At 68.0% G+C, this 22,503-nt stretch carries 20 protein-coding genes; 8 read left to right on the top strand and 12 right to left on the bottom strand.

The window, feature by feature from the left end; translation table 11 throughout:
• Positions 1-85: 85 nt before the first annotated feature.
• Genes ASF78_RS17245 through ASF78_RS17235 form a run of 3 tightly spaced genes read right to left on the bottom strand, consistent with a single transcriptional unit; the run spans position 86 to position 3,772 of the window.
• A complete protein-coding gene (locus tag ASF78_RS17245; protein ID WP_056592327.1) occupies positions 86-979 on the bottom strand; it encodes a DUF6339 family protein in 894 nt (297 codons plus the stop codon).
• Complete coding sequence (locus tag ASF78_RS17240; protein WP_056592325.1) at positions 972-1,910, bottom strand: hypothetical protein; 939 nt, start codon at positions 1,908-1,910, stop codon at positions 972-974. Before ASF78_RS17240 ends, ASF78_RS17245 begins: the two co-directional genes overlap by 8 nt.
• Complete coding sequence (locus tag ASF78_RS17235; protein ID WP_156374210.1) at positions 1,907-3,772, bottom strand: hypothetical protein; 1,866 nt, start codon at positions 3,770-3,772, stop codon at positions 1,907-1,909. The genes ASF78_RS17240 and ASF78_RS17235 overlap by 4 nt, the downstream gene beginning before the upstream one ends.
• Before the next feature lie 115 nt (positions 3,773-3,887).
• Here ASF78_RS17235 and ASF78_RS17230 point away from each other — a divergent pair, with 115 nt between their 5' ends.
• Positions 3,888-4,499 carry a hypothetical protein gene (locus ASF78_RS17230; protein ID WP_156374209.1) on the top strand — a complete coding sequence of 204 codons (612 nt, stop codon included), beginning with the start codon at positions 3,888-3,890 and terminating at the stop codon, positions 4,497-4,499.
• Positions 4,500-4,808: 309 nt separating this feature from the next.
• Here the strand turns inward: ASF78_RS17230 and ASF78_RS22465 are convergent, their stop codons facing one another.
• Together ASF78_RS22465 and ASF78_RS22460 are read right to left on the bottom strand one after the other, a co-directional pair.
• Positions 4,809-6,557 carry a hypothetical protein gene (locus tag ASF78_RS22465; protein WP_156374208.1) on the bottom strand — a complete coding sequence of 583 codons (1,749 nt, stop codon included), beginning with the start codon at positions 6,555-6,557 and terminating at the stop codon, positions 4,809-4,811.
• A gap of 13 nt (positions 6,558-6,570) precedes the next feature.
• A complete protein-coding gene (locus ASF78_RS22460) occupies positions 6,571-7,323 on the bottom strand; it encodes a hypothetical protein (RefSeq protein ID WP_156374207.1) in 753 nt (250 codons plus the stop codon).
• 1,075 nt (positions 7,324-8,398) lie between these two features.
• On the opposite strand from ASF78_RS22460, the gene ASF78_RS17220 reads away from it, so the two are divergent.
• Positions 8,399-9,553 (top strand): class I SAM-dependent methyltransferase, encoded by a 1,155-nt coding sequence (locus ASF78_RS17220; RefSeq protein WP_056592303.1) that lies wholly within the window; start codon positions 8,399-8,401, stop codon positions 9,551-9,553.
• A 6-nt stretch (positions 9,554-9,559) separates the two neighbouring features.
• On the opposite strand, the gene ASF78_RS17215 is transcribed toward ASF78_RS17220, so the two are convergent.
• Positions 9,560-9,985, bottom strand: a complete 426-nt coding sequence (locus ASF78_RS17215; RefSeq protein ID WP_056592300.1) for a hypothetical protein — start codon at positions 9,983-9,985, stop codon at positions 9,560-9,562.
• 112 nt (positions 9,986-10,097) lie between these two features.
• On the opposite strand from ASF78_RS17215, the gene ASF78_RS17210 reads away from it, so the two are divergent.
• The 3 genes from ASF78_RS17210 to ASF78_RS17200 are packed head-to-tail and all read left to right on the top strand — an operon-like array spanning position 10,098 to position 14,395.
• A complete protein-coding gene (locus tag ASF78_RS17210) occupies positions 10,098-11,483 on the top strand; it encodes an ATP-binding protein (protein WP_056592298.1) in 1,386 nt (461 codons plus the stop codon).
• Positions 11,476-13,458, top strand: a complete 1,983-nt coding sequence (locus ASF78_RS17205; RefSeq protein ID WP_056592294.1) for a VWA domain-containing protein — start codon at positions 11,476-11,478, stop codon at positions 13,456-13,458. The genes ASF78_RS17210 and ASF78_RS17205 overlap by 8 nt, the downstream gene beginning before the upstream one ends.
• A gap of 40 nt (positions 13,459-13,498) precedes the next feature.
• On the top strand, positions 13,499-14,395 hold the full coding sequence (locus tag ASF78_RS17200) for an SDR family oxidoreductase (RefSeq protein WP_056592802.1): 897 nt from the start codon (positions 13,499-13,501) through the stop codon (positions 14,393-14,395).
• 3 nt (positions 14,396-14,398) lie between these two features.
• Here the strand turns inward: ASF78_RS17200 and ASF78_RS17195 are convergent, their stop codons facing one another.
• The 3 genes from ASF78_RS17195 to ASF78_RS17185 are packed head-to-tail and all read right to left on the bottom strand — an operon-like array spanning position 14,399 to position 16,370.
• Complete coding sequence (locus ASF78_RS17195; protein ID WP_156374206.1) at positions 14,399-15,157, bottom strand: SCO1664 family protein; 759 nt, start codon at positions 15,155-15,157, stop codon at positions 14,399-14,401.
• Positions 15,154-15,675 (bottom strand): DUF3090 domain-containing protein, encoded by a 522-nt coding sequence (locus ASF78_RS17190; RefSeq protein ID WP_056592276.1) that lies wholly within the window; start codon positions 15,673-15,675, stop codon positions 15,154-15,156. Before ASF78_RS17190 ends, ASF78_RS17195 begins: the two co-directional genes overlap by 4 nt.
• 5 nt (positions 15,676-15,680) lie before the next feature.
• On the bottom strand, positions 15,681-16,370 hold the full coding sequence (locus ASF78_RS17185) for an MSMEG_4193 family putative phosphomutase (protein WP_056592273.1): 690 nt from the start codon (positions 16,368-16,370) through the stop codon (positions 15,681-15,683).
• A gap of 152 nt (positions 16,371-16,522) precedes the next feature.
• Here ASF78_RS17185 and ASF78_RS17180 point away from each other — a divergent pair, with 152 nt between their 5' ends.
• Genes ASF78_RS17180 through ASF78_RS17170 form a run of 3 tightly spaced genes read left to right on the top strand, consistent with a single transcriptional unit; the run spans position 16,523 to position 19,006 of the window.
• Entirely contained in the window at positions 16,523-17,941 is a 1,419-nt protein-coding gene (locus tag ASF78_RS17180; protein WP_082495157.1) for a glycoside hydrolase family 18 protein, read from the top strand.
• A gap of 48 nt (positions 17,942-17,989) precedes the next feature.
• Positions 17,990-18,352 (top strand): hypothetical protein, encoded by a 363-nt coding sequence (locus tag ASF78_RS17175; RefSeq protein WP_056592268.1) that lies wholly within the window; start codon positions 17,990-17,992, stop codon positions 18,350-18,352.
• A gap of 3 nt (positions 18,353-18,355) precedes the next feature.
• On the top strand, positions 18,356-19,006 hold the full coding sequence (locus ASF78_RS17170) for a DNA alkylation repair protein (RefSeq protein ID WP_056592265.1): 651 nt from the start codon (positions 18,356-18,358) through the stop codon (positions 19,004-19,006).
• 7 nt (positions 19,007-19,013) lie between these two features.
• Here the strand turns inward: ASF78_RS17170 and ASF78_RS17165 are convergent, their stop codons facing one another.
• From ASF78_RS17165 to ASF78_RS17155, 3 genes are read right to left on the bottom strand one after another with little or no spacing between them, the layout of a single operon-like run.
• Positions 19,014-20,639 carry a phospholipase D-like domain-containing protein gene (locus tag ASF78_RS17165; protein ID WP_235518664.1) on the bottom strand — a complete coding sequence of 542 codons (1,626 nt, stop codon included), beginning with the start codon at positions 20,637-20,639 and terminating at the stop codon, positions 19,014-19,016.
• A 21-nt stretch (positions 20,640-20,660) separates the two neighbouring features.
• Positions 20,661-21,560: a carbohydrate ABC transporter permease gene (locus ASF78_RS17160; RefSeq protein WP_056592262.1), complete on the bottom strand. Its 900-nt coding sequence runs from the start codon at positions 21,558-21,560 to the stop codon at positions 20,661-20,663.
• Complete coding sequence (locus ASF78_RS17155) at positions 21,560-22,486, bottom strand: carbohydrate ABC transporter permease (protein WP_056592260.1); 927 nt, start codon at positions 22,484-22,486, stop codon at positions 21,560-21,562. The genes ASF78_RS17160 and ASF78_RS17155 overlap by 1 nt, the downstream gene beginning before the upstream one ends.
• Between the last annotated feature and the right edge of the window lie 17 nt (positions 22,487-22,503).

The raw sequence follows: 22,503 nt of genomic DNA, 5'->3' as shown, positions 1-22,503 counted from the left end.
TGGGCGCGCGGAGGGTGGTGACGTAGGACGGACGTTGGCCGATCACATCGGTCAACGCATCGTTGCGACCAGTCCAGGACTGCGATTACGCCCCTGAAACTCGGCCGGCGTCTTGCTGCTCCACGGCGTCTCGCGCGCGCTGGGCTGCGCGGCTGTCATGCGCTTCCACTAAGTCCGACCGGTAGGACCAGCAGCGGTCGACGAGCGCACGTGCTGCAGACAGCTGATGGCTGTTCACGTCCTGCGTAGGCGGCCCCTCCGGCATCGTCGTCCAGTCGTCAGTCGTGGCGCCTGAACGGACCCACTCCGAGTACGTCTGTACGTCGTCGTTCTGCGGTCCGATCTCTACCTCCGGCGGTGTGCCGGCCAGAGCGAGGTTCACCGTGACGGCGAGAAGATTGATCTCGTCAGGGGACAGGACTGTCGCGTCCGTGCGTGAGCCGTCGGTGAGCGCGATGATTTCGGCAGCGAACGGTCGATTTCGAACTGCCGGGCGGTGGAGGTAAGAGTTGACGAAGTCCTGCCTGACGAGCGCTCGCTCCACGGGATAGTAGTCAGGGCCGAGGCGGAACAGTTCTCCACTCCACCACAGGCGCGCGAAAGCCTGCTTGTTGATCGAGCCCTTCCACCGATTGGCGGGTGCGTCTTCTCCCCACCGCCAAGTGACATACCGGTCGTAATGGAGCGCGAGCCACAGCCATGCGAGCTGATCGGATGCCTCGCGGCGTGTGAGCCGCAGTGCTGCGTGCACACGGGGTGCTAGCCATCGGTCGCTCGACGGTGCGTCGGGCCACGACTCGTGTTCCACGAGGTCCCAGAAGGTGCGCATGAGTGAGTCGAGCGGGGCGAGCGTGATGCGAGTCTGGTCAGAGCGAATGACGTCCGACTCGTGCGCGTGCACGAGCGAGCGGTCCCCACGGGCGTACGTGCGTTCGTCGGCCGCGAGATCGCGGTTGTACGTGCCGAGAACCTCAGGCATCGATGGCTCCCTTGCATGCGGCGGCGAGGGCGGAGGAGACGCCCGTCAGGCGTGCGACGGTCGTGTCCATGTCGGCCCATAGCCTGTTTCGCTCGTCCATCGTGGTGGCTGCGCCGATGCGTGCGAGCAGTTCTTGAGTAGTACTCAAGCCCATGCCGTCCGACACCGCATCAAGGACCTCCACGAGCCGCGGATTCCCGGGCGGCTGGACGTCGCCCTCGACCGCAGTCGATGTCACCTCATCCACTGCGGCTCGGAGCATCGCTGTTGTCGCCTGTCTTGCGACGTCGGCGCCGAGTAGGCCCTGGAGCCGCCGCTTCTCGAGCTTGGGGCTCTTGAGATGCAAGATCTCCTTGAACCCCTCGATGCCTTCGTTGAGCAGTACCGTCGCACCGTCGGTGAGGTCAACGACGCAGTAGGCATGGGGATCCAGCCGCGCGATCTTGGGGGCCTCCGGTGAGCGGAAGTCGACCCAGGTGAAGTCGAACGGCGGAGCACCCGCCGGCCTCGGAGCGACGCCGGCGTCGGAGATCACCTCCCAGGTGTGGGATCTCGCGATGACGCGCATCCGATCGCCGATCAGCGCTGTGAGGTGCGCTTCGAGGATCGACTTTCCCGCGACGGCATCCTTGGTGAGATGGACGATCGCCACCCACCCCGAGCCGTCGGGGGCGAGGGTGAACGATGAGCGCGACGCGCTCTGGGTGGTTGACGCCACGACGTAGCCCGACGTCGGCATGAGTCCGTCGATCGAATGCGACGTTGTCGCCCGGACGCGGAAGATGGCGCTGGCCCACTCTCGGCCGTCGAGCTCGACTCGGTACGCGGCGTCGTCTGCGAGGGCGATGGAGTCGTGGCCGTCGATCTCGATCGACTCGATCTCGAGGTCCCAGAGTTCGGGGTACGTCGGCCATGGGTACAGCGGGCTCATGCGTCGACCTCCGCTACGTCTCCCTGCGCCGTCCGGACGTCCTTGACGATCACGTCGACGACCGCCTCACTCGCACGGAGAGGCATCGTCCCCCCGCGCGCACTGACCACTGCGCTCAGGCGACGCTTCCTGGGGACGGAGTCGAGCTGGACGCACTCGTCGACGATCCGTCCGCCGTCGAAGATCGCCAGGTCGCCATGCCAGGGAATCTCGGTGCGCGAGCCGTCGGCGCCCAGAGCCACGAGCACGGGTCGCACCGACCACCCCGCTTCGCGGTTCGGCGCGCTGACAGCGAACGTAAGATTCCACCGGCCGTCGACGACCTCTCCCGAGCGGATCTGGATCTTCGGGCGCCCCTGCGAAGCGGCGCCCGTCCCGCCCGAGCCGGGCTCTCCACGGAAGAAACGCAGGTTGCGCACCACTGACTCGGGTGGCTGATCCGCCTCTACCGGCGGAGGGCCGAACAATGCGCGGAGCTCCTTGCGGATGATCTCTGGGATGTCCGTCAGGTTCTTCCGCCACGGTTGGAAGTACCGGGTACTGACATTCACCTGCGACGCCTGGGCTCGTCCTGACCGGGGGATCCACTGGTCGTGCGCGGGCGGCTCGGCGAAACGGAGGAAGTCGTCGGCATGCATCTGATTCGACGTTGGGGCGTCCTTCGTGACCGCCGCTCCCGCTAGGAGAAACGCGTGATACCTGTGCCCCTCGTATTTCCTTTCGATGGTCTCGACGACCATCTCGGAGCGTCGAAGCAGGCACACCTGGTCCTCGAGCGAGTCCGGCGATTCGTCGGAGAGGGTCACCACGAGCTTCGCCGTGTGAGTGAATGCGTCGTGGCCGTCCTTACGGCTCGAGATCTCAATCGGGACGTTTCGTACTACGACATCCCCGACCTTCTCGAGAGCTTCGTCGACATCGCCGGCGTCATACCTCGACAGCGCTCGTGACAGCTCGGAGTACGTCTCTTCGGGGTCGATGATCTTTGACCCGATCAATGTGTCGTTGTCGAAGGCCTCGATCCGGACGGTGAGGCGACCGCGGGTGAGCAGCGGCCAGAAGTTCTCTTCCACGCCCTGGCGCAGGTGGTCCACGTAACGAACCATCCGGGTGTCGGCGTCCTCGTCCGGTTCTCCGTCCGGATCATAGAAGCCGAGCAGAAGCGCCGACGTCCCAGGTCGCTCGTCCTGGCGCTCGAGGCGCAGTTGCCTCGCGAGCTCGGTGTTTCCCCAACTTGAGAAGACGTCCTCCCCGGCATCAGGCGTCGCCGGCTCGACCCCAAAGTAACCGCGCCCCTGGTACCGCACACCGTCGACTGTGTGCACCACACCCTGTTGCACGCCGAAAAGTCGTGTGGTGAAGCGTCCATCGACGGCTTCGGTCGCCGCCAACGTGGAGTTGAACAAGACAGTCTGAAGGGCAGAGAACCTCCAATAGACTGCCTTGCCGAGGCCGAAACTGCCGCCCGCGGCCTCGGCCTTTCCGCTATAGAGGTCCATTCGGCAGAGCTTGATGAAGTTGCCGAACTCCTCGGGCCCGAGGGCCTGGTCCTCGAATTCCGGCCCCGTCAGCCCGCGGCAGCCGTAGTCGGCGACGCGGAGGAGAACCAAATCGTCGCGGTCCCGAACTGCGGTACGGCCCGCCGCAATCTGACCCGCCGAGATCGCGGCATCCGCCGACTGCCCCATGCTGTCGAGGTGACGGTCGAGCTCGTCCCAGTTCGCCGCGTGCTCGAACTCCCGCCGGGCATCACCCGTCAGCCGGATGAACGAGTAGACGAGTTCGGCGTCTTCATCCGGCCGCCGAGCGTCGTTGGAGTTCTGGGTGGCTTCGCGGGCGAGTGATCCGAGCCCTGCGCTCACGGTCCATTGATTCGCGTTCCCGTAGTTCGCGTAGGCCCGGCCTTGTTTCCCCCACTGCCACCGCATCAGCGCTCCAGCACCCTTCGTCGTCGAGGTCCTGGGTCAGGATTCCACAGTGCGCAAGAGTCTCGGGGTTGTTGCCCAGGTTACCCCGCTCTCTGTTCTTCCCTATGGTGTGAGCATGCAGGTCTGCCCGTTCCACGCCGACGAGGGCATCGTGGGAGTCCCGGTCGGCAGCGATGGCACTTTGTCGTTCACGTGCGACCGCACGCGAGGGCACCCGACACCGGGGCTACACATCTGGGTTGTCGTGCCAGCTCCGCCCGAACTCGACGGCATGAGCGGGCTCGGAGCTGAACTCGGCCTGCACGTCGAGTTGCCCGCGTTGATCTCCCAGTTCGGTAGCCGCTGGGTCGAGTTCGGAGTCGTCGAGCACGCTTACGCTCACGCACGTCCCGACGACTTCGCGATGCTCGTTGCGCGATACAGCCACACCGCGATCGCCGCGAGCCGTTACACGGTCTCTGCGTTCATCGCTCGTACGCTCGGTGACCTGTCAAAGTGGGGCAACGTCCTGTTCCACGACGGTCCCGCCACGGGTCGTTGGGCCTACAACAGCCGCATCTCGTGGTGGTCCGTCGCACCGGAACCAGACTGGGAAACTGCCCGCCTGTCGTGGGCGGACACCGGGCTCACCATGGATTACGTGCCAGGGTCCGTCGAGTAGCTGACGCGGGAGTCCCATTCCGGCAACAGCGTCGCAGTGACGTCCCGGCCGCGTCAATTCCACGCCCCGCCGCCGCCCGGGCGTACCGGCGTCGTCGAGTCTTCACGCTCGGTCGTCAGGGTCGATTCGCCGGTCAGGGGTGCGCTCGAGGACCTGCGCGTATTCTCGGAGAATAGGCGGGGAACCCGCGGTGTGTACGTCATCACGGGGTCGCCCTGACCGGCTTGGCCCGTCGGCGTCCGTAGGCGCGACCGGATCACTACTCCGGGATCTTGTGAAGAAACTCCGCCAACGGAATCCTCTGTGGCATCAGCGGCACTGACGATTGATCTGGACCAGACGCGAGCGCAGGGAGAGAACTGGGGCTTCGGACGACCGAAAGATGTCCCTCCGGAGCGAGATCGGGGGCCGACTACCTAAACACCTAGCCGCGAGCGCCCGAACACTGAGACGGGTCCACTCGGGGACCGCGCCGCCGCCGATGCCGCCACCGGATCCACCGCCCGACGTGCATAGGCGGACGCCGAGCGCTGCAAGCACAATGTCGATCGGCGTCGCCGCAGCAAACACGCCCTCGGGGCTAAGAGTCTCACCAGACGGATCCACTACCGCGATGCTCCCGCCGAACAGGAGACCGATCGCCGAATTGTTCGCATCTACGATGACGGACCCGGAGTCTCCTGGAAGTGAAAATGGTTCGGTAGAGAGCCCGGGAAGCGTCGAGCACACGGTTGGTCCTGCGTTCAGCGAGTAATGGATTCGCAGACTGTCAGCTGTGGCTTCCGCCCGGATCTCCGTGTTGGGAACGAACGAAGATGGTCCAGCGCAAAGGACTCGGCCATCACGGCTTCTGCAAATGGCCAGATGTTGCACTTCGGTCCCATTAGAGCTATAGATCAAAAAGGCTGAGCCGGTGCCCTGACTAAACTGTACAGTGGGCGGAGGAACGGCACTGTTGCTTGCGTAACCCATGAGCACGAGCTGTTCGGAGGGTGGGGAGGTCGACAAGTTCACAACAGTTACGCTCGTGTTGATTGGCCCTGGTGTGGTTTGGGTCTCACGGACGAGCACCGCGGGCGGGTCGCCGAACACGGTGTAGGTCGTATTGTTGGTAGATATCGTCTGGTGGAAGATCGAGCCCGTTGGCCCCGTGACGGTGACACCGGGTGCGGGCCCATTGGTACTCCGCACGACAGTTACCTCGCCGGAGATAGTCACAGGCGCCGTTGTCCACTCCGCAGCAATGAAATATCCGGGATCAACGACTATTCTCGGAGTGTCGGCCGCCACCTCGATCTGGTTGCTGAGCGTTACCTCGCCGACGTTCACGTAGGGTATGACGAAAGTTGCGTCGATCGAGTCAATCTCTCCAGTGGTGAGGCGGGTGGAGCGTCCTCGTTTGCGCACTGCCATTCCTAACATGGCATCACGTGTTTCGGTGACCGCACCCAGGCCTTCAATTCGGCATTCGTGTGAGCGACCCGCGATGCTCGCTACCGCCGCATCCATACCATTATCAAGGATGGCACGGCTAAGAACCGCAACGACGTCTTGAGGACACACTCCATTGTCGGCGAGCGCGGGTTGGACGATATTGTCGCCAACTGTGAAGCCGTTGTCCACGGCGAGCACGTGGAAGTTGCTGAGAGCCATGGCTTGGCCAGTCGCTACATCCGAGACGATCATCCCGAGGGTTCCGGCGAGTGGATCGCGGCAAGGGCCGATGCTGATTCCGCCCGTAAGAGGTTCGTAGCGATTCACGTCCTCCGCTGCGAAAAGCATGGGCGCAGCTTCTGCTAGCGATAGTGGAAGAAACCGCCGTTCTATCACGTCGGTCGGCACCACGTCGAAGGACGAAGGGATCCTCTCGGATTCCGGAACGTCCCTCTTTTGCTCAACGTAGACTCGGATAGCTATTTGCTCGGTCTTGCGGTTATTGACGTATTTGTAGCCGACGCTGACGCCCGTGATTCCGGGGATCGAGAGGAGGTCATCCTCGACGTACTGCTTGACGCGACGAATCCCATCCAATCTTGGCGTCTCGCGATCCTCCGACATGATGTGGCCGGATCTACTGGAGTGCTACGAGAATTTGCACCAGGCCACGACCCTCGGGCAGTGGTTCTAGCGCTTTACCGATCACGGAGCCAAAAGCCCGCGAATAGTCGAGCGCGGCCATCGCATGGCCCGGCGTGCTAGACGAAGTGAGCAGATCGCCGATTTGTACGGGCGAGACGTCCGCGTCTACCTTGCAGTAGACCTTGCCGGCCATGGCAACGGCTGCACGATCCATTTTGGCGTCGCCCCGATGATCGAGAACGATCGCGGGGGCGAGATCGGAGGCGCCGGAGACCACTCCAGCGACTCGCCGGTCGTACGCAAGTCTGCTCATTGTCAACCGTCCGGGATCCTCGTCCAGGATCATGACAGTTCCCGGTCCACATTCGTTGTTATCGAAAGCGAATTCCTCCGCGAAGTCGGCATTGAAGAGTTTGATGTCGCCGGCGTCGCCATCGATGTGAATGCTGGCCTGCTGGACGTCGTTTATGTCGTCACCTGAGGCTCGAAATACGAAGATGTCGCCTGATCTGCCGCTTCCACCAATGAAAAGCGTTGCACTGTTTCCATCTAGGTGAACGGTAATGTCGCTCGCGCCTGACCGAAGTTTGACATCACCGTCCACACCATTTCCACCCGCGACGATATCCGCGGTGTCGCCATCAAGTCGTATTAGGGCCGAAACCCCACCACCGATCTCCGGATCAAACACCTCGTTCGGTTGTGGAGTCCGGACGACGTCGACCTTCCCTGAAAAGACGGGCATGTTGTCTCCTCGATGGGTGCGGGACCGCGAAGCGGCGGCGTGCCGCCCGCCCGTGAATCCTTCGCGCGAGCGACGCCTTAGGGCGCACGAAGACGACGGTTTCGCATGGCGTGTCTGCGCGATCGGATAGAGAAGCGTATACCCGGGGGTGACCGTGTGTCGCGGTGCTCACGGCTAGGTCGGTTATCGGACGCGCGTTCAATATGTTCCGTCGGCGTTAACACCTTCAGATGCCAGCGTCCGACGACCTCCACCGGGTGTAAGGCTCGTGGTGGCAGGGTTCCCGAGCCGGGGCTCCGACATCCGCGATCCGAGGGCGCTGACAAGCTCAGAAGGGCCAGTACGGCGAACAGACCCGGACCCGGGGTCCCCGTGCGATCACCACGGCGACCAGCGGGCCGCCGTCGGCGTGCACGACGCCCGCGGCGAGGATCGCGAGCGTGTCCGATCTCTTCGCCGGGGTTGGTGGGGATGGGCCAGGCGGACATCGCCACATGCATCCAGATCGGCGAGGCGACGGCGACCGCTTCGGACGCGATGCACGCCAGACACAAGCGCGATGGTGCGCCCGTTGTGCCCGACCGGCGTGGACTCTCGGGACGTCTCAGCGCCGAATCGAGGGGTGCCGACTCAGTCGGTCGATCGGCGCGGTTCACGCTGGTCTTCCTTAGGAACTGGGGGTCTGCCGAAGCCGTGGCAAGGGCCTGAAGGCGGTACCGGATCACTACTCCGGGATTTCGTGCAAGTGTCGCTGGCGACAGAAGTTCGGTCTTCCGAAACGCTTTTCGGCAGCTCCAAACCGGCGGCAGAAGGCCGTGTTGACTCTGTCAACGGGGGAGCCCGAATGGACGAGATTCGCCACAACCGGTCGAGAGCAAACCTGCAGGCGGCAGCCCCGGGCCAACGGTTTCAGACGGCTCCTAACGCATTCGATTCCCGCCACCTCCAGCAGAAAACGAGACGCCCCCTGACCAGATCCATTCGGGTCGAGGGACGCTTGTGGTTCTGTCGCGATCATCACCGAGGGCCGGTTGCGCAGGCCGACCAGTGTGCGCCGGCCGTTAGCCTCGGTGCCGTGGACACGGCGCCCGAGCACGACGAGAACGACGTCCTCGCCACCCTCCGGCGGTACCCCGACATTGAGGCGCCGAACCTGCACGCGGTCGACGCCAGCGACCGGCTGATCCTCGACGAGGCCGCTCCCGCGCTGGCCGAAGGCACCGGGGAAGGTGTCGTCGTCATCGGCGACCACCACGGTGCGCTGACACTTGGCGCGATCGCGCGACACCGGTTGCCAGGGGTCCGGACGCACCAGGATCGGCTGCTCGGTGAGCGGGCGCTGCATGCGAACGCGGAGAGGCTCGGAATCGACGGGTGCACGAGCCACGGCCTGACGCCGGAGCTCGTCACGGGTGCCCGGGTGGTGCTGCTTCAGCTACCGCGGTCGCTCGACGCGCTCGACGAGATCGCGGGCCTGATCGCCGAGAACGCGGACCCCGAGGTGGTTGTCTACGCGGGCGGCCGGGTCAAGCACATGACGCCAGCGATGAATGACATACTCGGGCGCTACTTCGCCACCGTGCAGGCGCACCTGGCCAGGCAGAAGTCACGCGTACTCATGGCATCCGGTCCGAACGCAGAGCGCACAAAGCCGCGTTGGCCCGAGCGCAGGGAGCACCCGGACCTCGGCATCACGGTCTGCGCGCACGGCGGCGCGTTCGCCGGGACGGGGATCGACATCGGCACGCGCGTGCTGCTGCAGCACCTCGACGCGATCCCGACGGACGTCACCTCGGCTGTCGATCTTGGCTGTGGCACAGGGGTTCTGGCCGTCCTCCTGGCACGGGCGAACGAGAACCTGACGGTCACCGCGACCGACGAGTCCGCCGCGGCGGTGGCCTCCGCCACAGCGACGGTTGCGGCGAACGGTCTGGAGAACAGGGTCGTCGTCGTGCGAGCAGACGGTGCCGAGACGGTTCCCGATGCGAGCACCGATGTCGTGCTGCTCAATCCGCCGTTCCATGTCGGCGCGGCGGTGCACGACGGGGTGGCCAGGACGCTGTTCGCAGAGGCCGCGCGAATCCTCACACCCGGCGGCGAGCTGTGGGCGGTGTGGAACTCGCACCTGCGCTATCGGCCGACGTTGGAGCGGGTCGTCGGGCCGACGAGGCAGGTCAGCCGCGACCCGAAGTTCACGGTCACGGTCTCCACACGGACGGCCCAGCCGTAAGAGGGCTCAGCCTTCGACCTCGTCGATGAGCGACGTCAGGACCTCCGCGACGAGCGAGTCCGCCATCGCCGCGATGCGGGGGAGCTGCGACTTCTGCATCTTGCGCGGCTGGTGCTGGAGGATCTGGAGGGCCCGGTCGACCTGGTCGGCGCGCTGCTTCCAGCCTGCGGCCTGCAGAGAGGCGACGGATTCGGCGGTGCCCGACTCGGACGCCAGGACGATCGACGCCTGCTCCCGCACCGACTCCATCGCGCGCGCGATCTTGGCTTCCGGCGTGCGAGCGCGCTGGACGTCGGCGAACCTCTTGCCCAGGTTCTCCAGGCGCTTCTGGAGCTCGGGGTTGTTCGCGACGATCACGCTGACCTGTGTCGCGACCTTCTTGGCCAACGGCCACGCGACCGCCAGGGCGAGCCCCGTCTTCTTCTTTGCCATCGCTGATCCCCTCTGCTGGACCGACCATGCCTCGGCGGCCCTCCATCGGCAACCGTTCACCCGTCGGCGAACTCGGGATGCATCCGGCGAACCCGGACGTACGCTCGGCCGAATGATGCGTCCCACTGCCGCAACCGTCGGCGAGCTCCGCGCTTCCGGCCACGTGCTGACGTCGGTCCGGGAAGAGATCCGTGCCAACCTCCTGGAAGCCCTCACAGAGGGCCGTGACCCGTGGCCGGGCATCCACGGCTTCGACGACACGGTCGTTCCGCAGCTCGAGCGGGCGCTGATCGCCGGCCACGACATCGTCCTGCTCGGCGAGCGCGGGCAGGGCAAGACGCGGGTCCTGCGCACGCTCCAAGGGCTTCTCGACGAGTGGTCGCCGGTCATCGACGGGTCGGAGATCGGGGAGCACCCGTTCGAGCCGATCACAGCGGCGAGCAAGAGGCGCGCGGCTGACCTCAAAGACGACCTCCCGGTCACCTGGCGGCACCGCGATGAGCGGTACGTCGAGAAGCTCGCGACGCCGGACACGAGCGTCGCGGACCTCATCGGCGACGTGGACCCCATGAAGGTCGCGGAGGGGCGGGCACTCGGTGACCCGGAGACGATCCACTTCGGGCTCGTGCCGCGCGGCCACCGGGGCATCGTCGCGATCAACGAGCTGCCGGACCTCGCGGAGCGCATCCAGGTCGCGATGCTGAACGTGATGGAGGAGCGGGACATCCAGATCCGCGGCTACGTGCTGCGGCTGCCGCTGGACGTGCTCGTGGTGGCGACTGCCAACCCGGAGGACTACACGAACCGCGGGCGGATCATCACGCCGCTGAAGGACCGGTTCGGGGCGGAGATCCGGACGCACTACCCGACCGAGCTCGCCGACGAGGTCGCGGTCATCCGGCAGGAAGCCGTCCTGCACGCGGAGGTGCCGGACCACCTCGTCGAGATCCTGGCGCGCTTCACCCGGGCGCTGCGGGAGTCGAGCTCGGTGGACCAGCGCAGCGGGGTGAGTGCGCGGTTCGCGATCGCGGGGGCGGAGACGATCGCCGCGTCGGCCCTGCACCGGGCGGCACGGCAGGGTGAACAGCGAGCGGTCGCGCGGCCGGTGGACCTGGAGACCGCGGTGGACGTGCTCGCGGGGAAGATCGAGTTCGAGTCGGGGGAGGAGGGGCGTGAGGACGAGATCCTCGACCACCTGCTCCGCACGGCCACGGCGGAGACCGTTCGCGCGCACCTTCGGGGCATCGACTTCGGGCTGCTGGTGGACGCGATCCAGGGTGGCGCGATGGTGACGACGGGCGAGCAGGTCACGGCGCGCGACGTGCTGACCGGTCTGCCGTCGCTGGGGGAGTCCGAGCTCTACGACGAGATCTGCGCACGGCTCGGCGCCACGAACGACGGCGAACGCGCCGCGGCGATCGAGCTCGCGCTGGAGGGGCTGTACCTGTCCCGGCGGATCAGCAAGGAGTCCGGGGGCGGCGAGACGATCTATGGCTAGGCCGAACCGGCGCCTCAAGAGGTACACCCCGTACGTCGACGGGCCGGACCCGCTCGCGCCGCCGGTCGACCTGGCCGAGGCGTTGGAAGCGATCGGCGAGGACGTTATGGCGGGCTACTCGCCCGAGCGGGCGATGCGCGAGTTCCTGCGGCGTGGGGGACGGGACCAGGCCGGCCTGGACGAGCTGGCGCGGCGGGTCGCGCAACGACGCAAGGAGCTCACCCGGGACAACAACCTCGACGGCACGTTGCAGCAGGTCAAGGAGCTTCTCGACCGGGCGGTCCTGGCCGAGCGCAAGCAGCTCGCGCGCGACGTCGACATGGATGAGGGCGACCGTGCCCTGGCGCAGCTGCAGCTCGAGAACCTGCCGTCGTCGCCGGCAGCGGCCGTCAACGAGCTCAACGGCTACGACTGGCGCAGCAGCGAGGCGCGGCAGGAGTTCGAGAAGATCAAGGACCTGCTTGGCCGGGAGGTCCTCGAGCAGCGCTTCGCCGGCATCAAGCAGGCGCTGGAGAACGCGAGCGATGCCGACCGGGCGGCACTGAACGAGATGCTCGCCGACCTCAACGGGCTGCTCGACGCGCGGAAGCAGGGCCGGGACACCCAGGACCAGTTCGACGAGTTCATGGCGAAGCACGGGGACTTCTTCCCGGAGGACCCCCAGAACCTCGACGAGCTCCTGGACGCCCTCGCGCAACGAGCCGCGGCGGCGCAGCGGATGCGGAACTCGATGACGCAGGAGCAGCGCGACGAGCTCGACGCGCTCGCGCAGCAGGCGTTCGGCTCGTCGGACCTCATCGACGCGCTCGGCCAGCTCGACGACAACCTCAGGGCCCTGCGACCCGGCGAGGACTGGGGCAGCTCCGAACGCATGGCCGGGGAGAACGGGCTCGGGCTCGGCGACGGGACCGGCGTGTTCCAGGACCTCGCCGATCTCGACGCGCTCGCGGAGCAGCTCGCGCAGTCCTACGAGGGGTCGCAGCTGGACGACCTCGACCTCGAGAGGCTGGCGCGTCAGCTCGGGCAGGACGCGGTCGTCGACGCCCGGACCCTGCAGCGGCTGGAGAGGGCGCTGAACGAGGGCACGATCCGGCGCGGATCGGACGGCCAGCTCGCACTGACGCCGAAGGCCATGCGCCAGCTGGGGAAGTCCGTCCTCAAAGCAGTCGCCGACACGATGTCCGGCCGCGCCGGCGGCCATGAACTCCGTCGCTCCGGCGCTGCCGGTGAGCCGTCGGGGGCCACGCGACCGTGGGTGTTCGGCGACACCGAGCCGTGGGACGTGAGCCGGACCATCACCAACGCGCTGACCCGCGGGTCGCGGACGATCCAGGTCGACGACGTCGAGATCCAGGAGACCGAGGCGCGCACCCAGGCGTGCGTGGCGCTGCTCGTCGACACGTCGTTCTCGATGGCGATGGAGGGGCGCTGGGTGCCCATGAAGCGCACCGCGCTGGCGCTGCACACACTCGTCACGACCCGGTTCCGCGGGGACGACCTGCAGCTCATCGGGTTCGGGCGCGCCGCGCAGGTCATGCAGATCGAGCAGCTCGTCGGGCTCGACGAGAAGTGGGAGAAGGGCACCAACCTGCACCACGCGCTCCTGCTCGCGAACCGCCACTTCCGCAAGCACCCGAACGCCCAGCCCGTGCTCCTGATCGTCACGGACGGCGAGCCGACCTCCCACCTGGAGGCCGACGGCGAGGTGTTCTTCGACTACCCGCCGCACCCGATCACGATCGCGCTCGCGGTGCGTGAGCTCGACGGCTCGACGCGGCTGGGCGCCCGCACGACGTTCTTCCGCCTGGGCGACGACCCCGGTCTCGCGCGCTTCGTCGACGCCATGGCCAAGCGGGCGGGCGGCACCGTCGTCACGCCCGAGACCGACGACCTCGGCGCAGCGGTCATCGGGTCGTACCTGAACGCGCGCCGCAACGACGCGTTCGGTGGGTGGGGTCGCGACGAGGAGTGGTGACGGACCGATATCGTTATCGAACCTTCTGGAGGAGATGATGATGTCGCCTGACCAGCTCACGTTCGACAACCCCGTCGAGCGCCACTCCCACATCAAGCCGCACGCCTCGTGGCAGCCGCTGCCCGGCCTGGACGCGGAGCTCGACCCGAAGGCCGACCACGGCGAGACGACCTACCGCGGCACCGGCCGACTGCCCGGACGCAAGGCGCTCATCACCGGGGGAGACTCGGGGATCGGGGCGGCGGTGGCGATCGCGTTCGCGCGCGAGGGTGCGGACGTGGCGCTGAGCTATCTGCCGGAGGAGCAGGTGGACGCGGAGGCCATCGCGGAGCTGGTGCGCGCGGAGGGTCGGACGGCGGTGCTGCTGCCGGGGGACATCCGGGACCGCGAGTTCTGCCGGGCCCTGGTCGCCGACGCGGTGGAAGGCCTCGGTGGGCTCGACATCCTGGTCAACAACGCGGCGCACCAGGTGTACCACCAGACGTTCGACGAGCTGGACGAGGCCGACCTGGACCGCACCATCCAGACGAACCTGTACGCGATGTTCTGGATCACGCGCGACGCCCTGCCGCACCTAGGCCCGGGGTCGACGATCATCAACAGCACGTCGGTGCAGGGCTACAACCCGTCGCCGATGATCATCAACTACGCGTCGACCAAGTTCGGGATCATCGGGTTCACCAAGGCGCTCGCCGCCGACCTCGCGCCGCGCGGCATCCGCGTGAATGCGGTCGCGCCGGGGCCGGTGTGGACGCCGCTGCAGGTCTCCGACGGGCAGCCCACGGAGAAGCTGAACGGGTTCGGGGAGTCGTCCTGGCTGGGCCGGACGAGCCAGCCGGTCGAGCAGGCGCCGGCCTACGTGTTCCTCGCGTCGCCGGAGTCCAGCTTCGTCGTGGGCGAGGTCATCAACGTCAACGGTGGCGCGAACGTGCCCTGACGCTCAGAAGAACGGCCACGGGAACGCGGGCATGTCGCCGGACGGTCCCGGGAAGACGCCGTCGTGGATCAGCCGCTCGCACCGGGTGGCCAGCGCCGCGACCTCCTCGTCGTCGAGAAGCTCGGAGAGGCGCTGACCGAGGTCGCCGTCGATCCCGGAGAGCACCCGTTCCACGCCCGCGATCTCGGCCACGTCGAGCGGCTCGCCCCGCCAGCCCCACAGGACCGTCCGCAGCTTGTGCTCGACGTGGAAGCTGACACCGTGGTCGACGCCGTAGCGGTGACCCTCGGCCGTGGGGAGGATGTGGCCGCCCTTGCGGTCGGCGTTGTTCACGACGACGTCGAAGACGGCCATGCGCCGCAGCACGGGGGAGTCCTCGTGGATCAGGGTCACCGGCTGGTCGTCCTCGTCGACCCCGCGGAAGACGGCGCGCCAGCCCTCCCGTGGGACGTCCGGGACGACGTCGACCGCATCCTGCGAGGCGTCGGGCTGCTGCCAGACCTGCACCATGCCGGGACCGAGCGGACCGTCGCGCAGGAGCGTGCGCGGGACGACGTCCCACCCGAACGCCTCCGAGACGAGATAGGCAGCCGCCTCCCGGTTGGCCAGCGTGCCGTCCGGGAAGTCCCACAGGGGCCGCTCCCCGGCGACGGGCTTGTAGACGACGCTGACCTCGTCGATCGTCGCGAGAAAGGTCGCGTTCGAGGCGACCGTGATGCGTCCGACGAGCTCGAGCTCACCGCCGACGAGATCGGGTGTCACGGAGCGGGCGTGCGGCACACGTGGCCCTCGTCGTCGACGGGCTCGCCGCAGATCGGGCACAGCGGCCGGCCCGACCGGACGACCTGCTGAGTGCGCTCGACAAACGCCCGCGCAGTGCCGACAGGCATCCGGACCTGGAGCATCTCGGCGGGCTCGTCGTCGCCCTCGGTCAAGGCGAACGCCTCGACGACGACCTGCGCGGTCGACGGGTCCCAGGCGAGGCGCAGCAGTCCCGTGCGGAACTGCTCCTCGACGGGCTGGTCCAGGGGGTCGTTGTCGACGAGCTCGGCGGGTGTGGCGGCGGGGACGCTGAACCGGTTGGTCTCGTCGGCCATCAACGCGTCCAGGATCTCGGCGATCTTCTCGGCGAGCACGGCGGACTGCTGCTTCTCCAGCCCAACGCTGGCGCTCCGGGCACCGTCGCGCACCTGCAGGTAGAAGGACCGTGAGCCCGGGCTTCCGACGGTTCCGACGACGACGCGGTCGGGCCAGTCGAACTGGTGCACAAGAGCCGGCATGTCCTTCACTTTACGAGGGGGCCAGCGCCGCCGCCGACCGCGGCGTCACCGACCGGACCGGCCGCGCGCAGCCACGACAGGTCGCCGGAGTCGGTGTTCGTGGCCACCACCTCGGGGCGGGTGCTGCCGTACCGGACGATCGAGACCGAGCCCGGGTTCACGGTGATGCGCTGGAAGAGGTCGAGGTGCATGCCGAGGGCGTCGGCGAGCACGGACTTGATGATGTCCCCGTGCGTGACCGCCACCCAGACCGCACCGGCGCCGTGCTTCGCTTCCAGCGCTGCGTCGTGCCGACGGATCGCGGCCACGGAGCGCTCCTGCATCGTCGCCATCGACTCGCCCCCCGGAAAGGTGACCTCGGACGGCCGGGCCTGGACGACGGACCACAGCGGCTCCTTGGCGAGATCGCGGAGGGATCGTCCCTGCCAGTCGCCGTAGTCGGCCTCGACGATGCCCGGTTCGAGCTGCGTCCGCAGGGAGTCGTGTCGCTCCGCGACGACCCGCGCCGTCTGACGGCATCGCGCCAGCGGGCTCGAGATCACCGCGACGAGCGGCACGATCGCGAGCCGCTCCGCCGTCCGCACGGCTTGGGCCCGACCGACCTCGTCGAGGTCGACGCCGGCCGCCCGCCCGCTCAGGACCCCCGCGACGTTCGCCGTGCTCCGACCGTGCCGGACGAGGAGGACTGTGGCCATCTCTGGAGCCTAGGCAGCACCAGCGGGACGCGGTGCACCGAACCGGACTCTTGACGCGGATCGGACACCGGGTCATAGGGTGGGGGTACCCGCATTTGGTAGGAGTACTTACTAATCCACGGTCAGACCTCCACAGTGTCGAGGAGAGCCCCATGCGCCGTTCCCGTCGGTTGTCCGTGCTCGTCGCCCTGACCGTCGCGGGGAGCCTCGCGCTCGTCGCCGCCCCGCCTGCGCAGGCGTCGTCGGTACCCAAGCCCGACGGGCCCAAGAAGGTGGTGACGGCGTACTTCGCCGACTGGAACGTCTACGGCCGGGGCTACTTCGTGAAGGACGTCCCGGTGACGAAGCTGAACGTCATCCAGTACGCGTTCGGCGTCCCGGGGTACGACGAGGCCACCGGTGCGGCGAGCTGCGACGTCCTCGACCCGTGGGCCGACTACCAGCAGGTCTACTGGACGGGCGACAACACGGTCGACGGCGTCGCGGACGATCCGAGCAACCCCGACCAGCACCTGTTCGGCAGCTTCAACCAGCTCCGCAAGCTCAAGGCGGCCAACCCGCACCTGAAGGTGCAGATCTCCCTCGGCGGCTGGACGAAGTCGACGTGGTTCTCGACGCTCGCGTCCACGCCGGAGCTGCGGAAGTCGTTCGTCGCGTCGTGCATCGACACGTTCATCAAGGGCAACCTGCCCGCCGGCGGGTGGCCCGAGGGTGCGGGTGGCGAGGGTGCGGCGGCAGGGGTGTTCGACGGCATCGACCTCGACTGGGAGTACCCGACGCAGGTGGCCGGCGGGAACGTGAACCCCGGCCCCGCCGACCGGCGCAACGCGACGCTGCTGGCCGCCGAGTTCCGCAAGCAGCTCGACGCGTACGGCGCCGTCACGGGCGACTACTACCTGCTCACGGCGGCGCTCCCGGCGGCCACGAGCTCGACGAAGTACTTCGAGCTGAAGGAGATCACGAAGTACTTCGACTGGAACAACGTCATGACGTACGACTTCAACGTGCCGAGCGGGCCGAAGGCGTCGCACAACACGCTGTTCACGCCCGACCCGCGGGACCCGAACGCGCGGAACCTGAGCTGGAACACGACCGGCACGGTCGCGTACTACCTGCTCAACGGTGTGCCCGCGAACAAGATCGTCGTCGGCGTGCCGTTCTACGGGCAGCAGTACCTGCGCACCAGCGGGCTCTACTCGGCGTTCGACAACACCGGCACGGACGCGAACGTGCTGACCGTCGACGTGGCGCCCCAGCCGACGTACCACGCGCTGGTCGACGAAGGCGGGTACGTGGACGCCGCCGGTGTGACGGGAGGCAACGGGTACACCGTCCGCTGGAACCCGCTGGCCGGGGAGCCGTACCTGTTCAACCCGGCGGCCTCGCACCCGAACCTGACGACCGGGCCTGCCACCGTCCCGACGCTGATCGCCTTCTCCAGCCCTCGGTCCATCGGCGAGCGCGTGAAGCTCATCAAGGCGCTGCGCCTGCGCGGCGCGATGGCGTGGGAGATCAGCCAGGACTCCGACAGCCACGCACTGATCAGTGCGCTGGCGCCGGTGATGGAGTAGCCGGCTCCGAGGCTGTCCGGGCGTGGTGAACCTGGCTACCGTCAGAGCGTGACGAATCTCCTGGAGAAGCTGGCCGACTCGGTGTCGTCGTGGGGTGCGGCGCTGGCGTACGGCGAGAAGGTGACGCTGGGCGGCCAGGAGCTCGTACCCGTGGCGCTGGTCGGGTTCGGTTTCGGCGCGGGCGAGGGCTCCGGTGAGACACCCGAGGGCGGCGAGACCCCGGCGGGCAAGGGCGAGGGGAGCGGCGGTGGTGGGGGCGGCTACTCGGTGCCGATCGGCGCCTACGTCGGCGGTCCGGACGGGTTGACGTTCCGTCCGAACCTCATCGCCGTGCTCGTGGTCGCCGCACCGTTGGTGTCCGCCACCGGGGTGGCGGTCGCGCAGGTCGTCCGGGCGTTCCGAGCGCGCTGAACGGTGCAGGCGTCCGAGGTCCTGGACCTGCTGCGCGATCACGCGTCGGCCGAGGCGCGGGCGCTGCTGGGTCCGCGGTACGGGATCCACGTCGACGAGGCGCTCGGGGTGTCGATGGCGGACATGAAGCGGGTCGCTCGTGTGCTCGGACACGACCACGCCCTCGCCGCGGACCTGTGGGTGGCCGGCGTCTACGAGGCACGGGTCGTGGCCGGGCTCGTCGACGACCCGATGATGGTGACGGTCGAGCAGATGGACTCCTGGTGCGCGGACTTCGACAGCTGGGCGATCTGCGACACCGTGTGCTTCACGCTCTTCGACCGAGCACCGGGTGCGTGGACCCGGCTCGAGCCGTGGGCCGCCCACGAGGCACTGTTCGTCCGTCGCGCGTCGTTCGCCCTGCTGTGGAGCCTCGCGCTGCACGACCACGCCGCCTCCGACGACGACTTCCGCGCAGCCCTCGACCTCGTCGAGAAGCACGCGGGGGACGAGCGTCCCCTGGTGGGCAAGTCGATCTCGATGGCGCTGCGCGCGGTCGGCAGGCGCAACGCGGACCTGCGGGCGGCCGTGGTGGCGACGGCCGAGCGGCTCGGCGAGTCCGACAGCCTCCCGGCCCGACGGGTGGGCCGGACTGCTCTGCGGGAGCTCGGGTAGGCGTCGGTCAGTGCTGCCCGCGCAGCTTCATCCCGGCGGACCGCCCGTCGGGGTCGACGATCGCGCGGTAGGCCGGGGTCGCGAGCAGGCGCTGCCAGACGGGGATCCGCACGACCGGGTGGGTGCGTAGCCGGCCGGGCGGGCGCGGGCCCGGTCGACCACCGTCGTGCCAGGCGTCGAGTGCGGCGGCGCTCGACCGGATGGCCTCGATCGCGTCGTCGGGGTCGATCAGTCCGGCGTCGTCGTCGCGGTCGAGGTGCTCGCGCCACAGCTCGAGCCGGAGCTCGCGCGCGAAGGCTCGTGCGCCGTCGCCGAGACCTGCGGGATCGCGGGGCTCGCGTCCGTCGAGGCGCTGGTCGAGGATCGCCGCGGTGAGCTCGGAGTCGTGCGTCCAGGACCGCCGGTTGAAGTTGTCGCTGCCCACGGTGGCCCACACGTCGTCGATCACGCAGACCTTGGCGTGCACGTAGACGGGGTGGCCGTCGCGGTTCTCGACGTCAAGGACCAGGACGCGGTCGCCGCCCGCGGCGCGGACGATCTGCAGGGCCTGCGCATGGCCGAGGCGCACGGGCGGCAGGCCCAGCCGGTCGTCCTGGTCCGGGTACCGGGGGACGACCGCGATGAGGTGCAGGCCGGGTTCGCGGCGCAGTGCGGCGGCGAAGACCTGCGCGACGTCGGCCGACCACAGGTACTGGTCCTCGATGTACACGAGCCGGCGGGCGCGCCGCAGCGCCTTCGCGTACCCGCGAGCGGCGCTGCGTTCACCCGTCGGTGCGAACGGGTACGCGGGTCTGCGCTGGGGGTAGGTGCGCAGGAGCTGGACCGAGCAGGTGCCTGCCGGGGGAGGGTCCGGCGCCGGCGGGGGAAGTGTGCTGGGTTGGCGGTCCTCGCGGCGCAGCACGTCGGGCACGGTGTGCCACGGCAGCCGCGACAGGGCGGCGGGATCCTCCCACCGCTCCCGGAACACGTCCTCGACGTCGCGTACGGCCGGGCCGCGGATCTCGACGTGGACGTCGTGCCACGGCGGGCGGGGACCGTACGGACGCGCGAACGGGAGGGCCTGCGGGTCGCCGCGGTGGTCGGCGTCGTCGCGCCGACCGTGCGCCAGGTCGATCCCGCCGAGCAGCGCGACGTCGTCCGCCGGCCGGTCCGGGTGTCGGACGACCACGAACTTCTGGTGGTGGCTGCCGACCACCCGCACGCGCTGGTCGAGCAGCACCTCGCCGCCGACGTCGTTGACCCGCTCGGCCAGGGTGCGGTTCTCCCTGTTCGAGAACCGCAACCGGTCCAGGTGCGACCGCCACATGAGTCCCTTGACCAGGGCGCCGCGGAGCGCGGCGGACGACAACGCCTCCCGGACCGTCGCGCCCCCGTCGGTCAGCTGCTCGTCGGGGTCTCCGCGCCAGTCGCTGAACAGCACCAGGTCGCCCTCGCCCACCTGCGCGAGCGCCTCGGCGAGCACGGCGAAGTACGTGGAGCCGTGCACGAGCGGGCGCACCGCATTGCCCTCGGTCCACGGCCGGATCCGCGTCGCGTCGTTGCCGCGTTGCTCCGCCGTGAGGAACCAGCCGAGCTCGGGCCGCCCACCGGCGATCGCCGGCAGGCGGACCCCCGACCCGGGCGTGCGGCGCACGGGTCCAAACTCGCACAGGGGCTACTTGATCGCCCCCTGGGTCACCCCGGACATCACCCAGCGCTGGGTGAACAGGTACACGATGATCGCGGGCGTCATCGCCATGAGGTACGACGCGAACGCGACGTTGTAGTTGCTGCTGAACTGGGTCTGGAAGATGTTCTGCAGCACCGGGAGGGTCTGCAGCGTGGAGTCGGCGGTGATGAGCGACGGCATCATGAAGTCGTTCCACGACGCGAGGAACGCGAAGATCGCGACGGTCGCGCTCATCGGGGCCATCATCGGGAAGACGATGCGCCGGAAGACGACCCACGTCGTCGCGCCGTCGAGGCGGGCGCTCTCCTCGAGCTCCTCGGGGAGCCCTCGGATGAACGCCGTGAACAGCAGGACGCTGAACGACAGCTGGAACATCACGTGCAGCAGCGCGACGCCGACGGGGTTGGCGAGGCCGACCATCCCGGTGAGCTTGACCTGGGACAGGGCGAGCACGGGGAACGGCAGGAACATCGCGGCGAGCAGGTAGAAGAAGGACCAGCGGAAGAACGTGTGGTCCCAGTTGCGCGCGATCGCGTAGGCCGCGAAGGCCGCGAGGACGACCGTGCCGATGACGGTCACCGCGGTGACGAACACCGAGATCGCGAAGGCGCGGGGGAAGTCGGTGAGCTCCCACGCCTGGACGAACCCGTCGACGCTGACCGGGGACGGCAGGGAGAACACCTGTCCGTCGACGGACTGCTCGGTGGTCTTGAAGGCCATCGTGACCGTCGCGTAGAGCGGCACGATGACGGCGAGCGTGCACAGGACGAGGACGATGGTGGTGCCCCAGCTGGGACGGTCCTCGCCTCCTGCGCCGAGGAAGCGCCGGCGCTGACGGACGGGGACCTGGGCGGGGGTCGTGGTGACCAGGGTCTGGGCAGTCATCAGAACGCGCTCCTTCCGCGGTTGAGGCGAAGCTGGATCACGGCGAGGACCACGGCGATGAGGAAGAAGATCGTCGCGTTGGCCATCTGGTAGGCGTAGTCGCCGCCGGTGAAGCCGGAGAAGATCGTCATGGCGACGCTGCGGGTCGCCGTGCCGGGACCGCCGTTGGTCAGGCCGACGATGATGTCGTAGGCGTTGAGGAAGTTCTTGAAGCCGATGACCAGGTTGATCACGACGTACCCGGCGACGAGCGGCAGGGTGATGGAGACCAGGCGTCGCATCGACGAGGCGCCGTCCATCGACGCCGCCTCGTAGACCTCGGCCGGGATCGACAGGATCCCCGCGATGTAGATGAGCAGCGCGCTGGGGATCGCCTGCCAGGCGGTGACGATGACGATCGTCACCCAGGCCAGGTCGGGGTTGGCCAGCAGGCTCTGCTCGAGCGCCGTGATGCCCACCGCCTGACCGAGCTGCGGCAGTGAGTTGGAGAACAGGAAGTTGAAGACGTACGCGATGACGATGCCCGAGATGACCATGGGCAGCACGAACGCCGCCCGCAGCGCGATCTTTCCTCGGATCTTGGCGGTCAGGCCGACGGCGAGGAGGAACGCGAGGAGGTTCACCAGCAGCACCGTGACGAGCGCGAACCCGATCGTGAACAGGTACGAGCTGCGGATCGCCGGGTCCGAGAACAGCGCCACGTAGTTGGTCAGGCCGATGAACTCGAACTCACCGAAGCCGACCGAGTCGGTGAAGCTGAACGTGATGCCCATGATCGCCGGGAGGGTGATGCAGAGCGTGAAGAGGACGAGCGTGGGCAGCAGGAACAGGTAGAACGTCCGGTTGACCCGGGGGCGACCGGCCTTGACCGGCCTGGGTGTCGCGACGTCGCGACTCCTCGGGCGGGTGGCAGCTGCTGTGGCCATGAGATGTCTCCGTTCGA

It is taken from the genome of Cellulomonas sp. Leaf334 (genome assembly GCF_001424195.1).
In the GTDB taxonomy this organism is placed as follows: domain Bacteria; phylum Actinomycetota; class Actinomycetes; order Actinomycetales; family Cellulomonadaceae; genus Cellulomonas.
The sequence above is the reverse complement of the archived record's forward strand: the minus strand, read 5'-3'. Positions and strand labels throughout refer to the sequence as shown.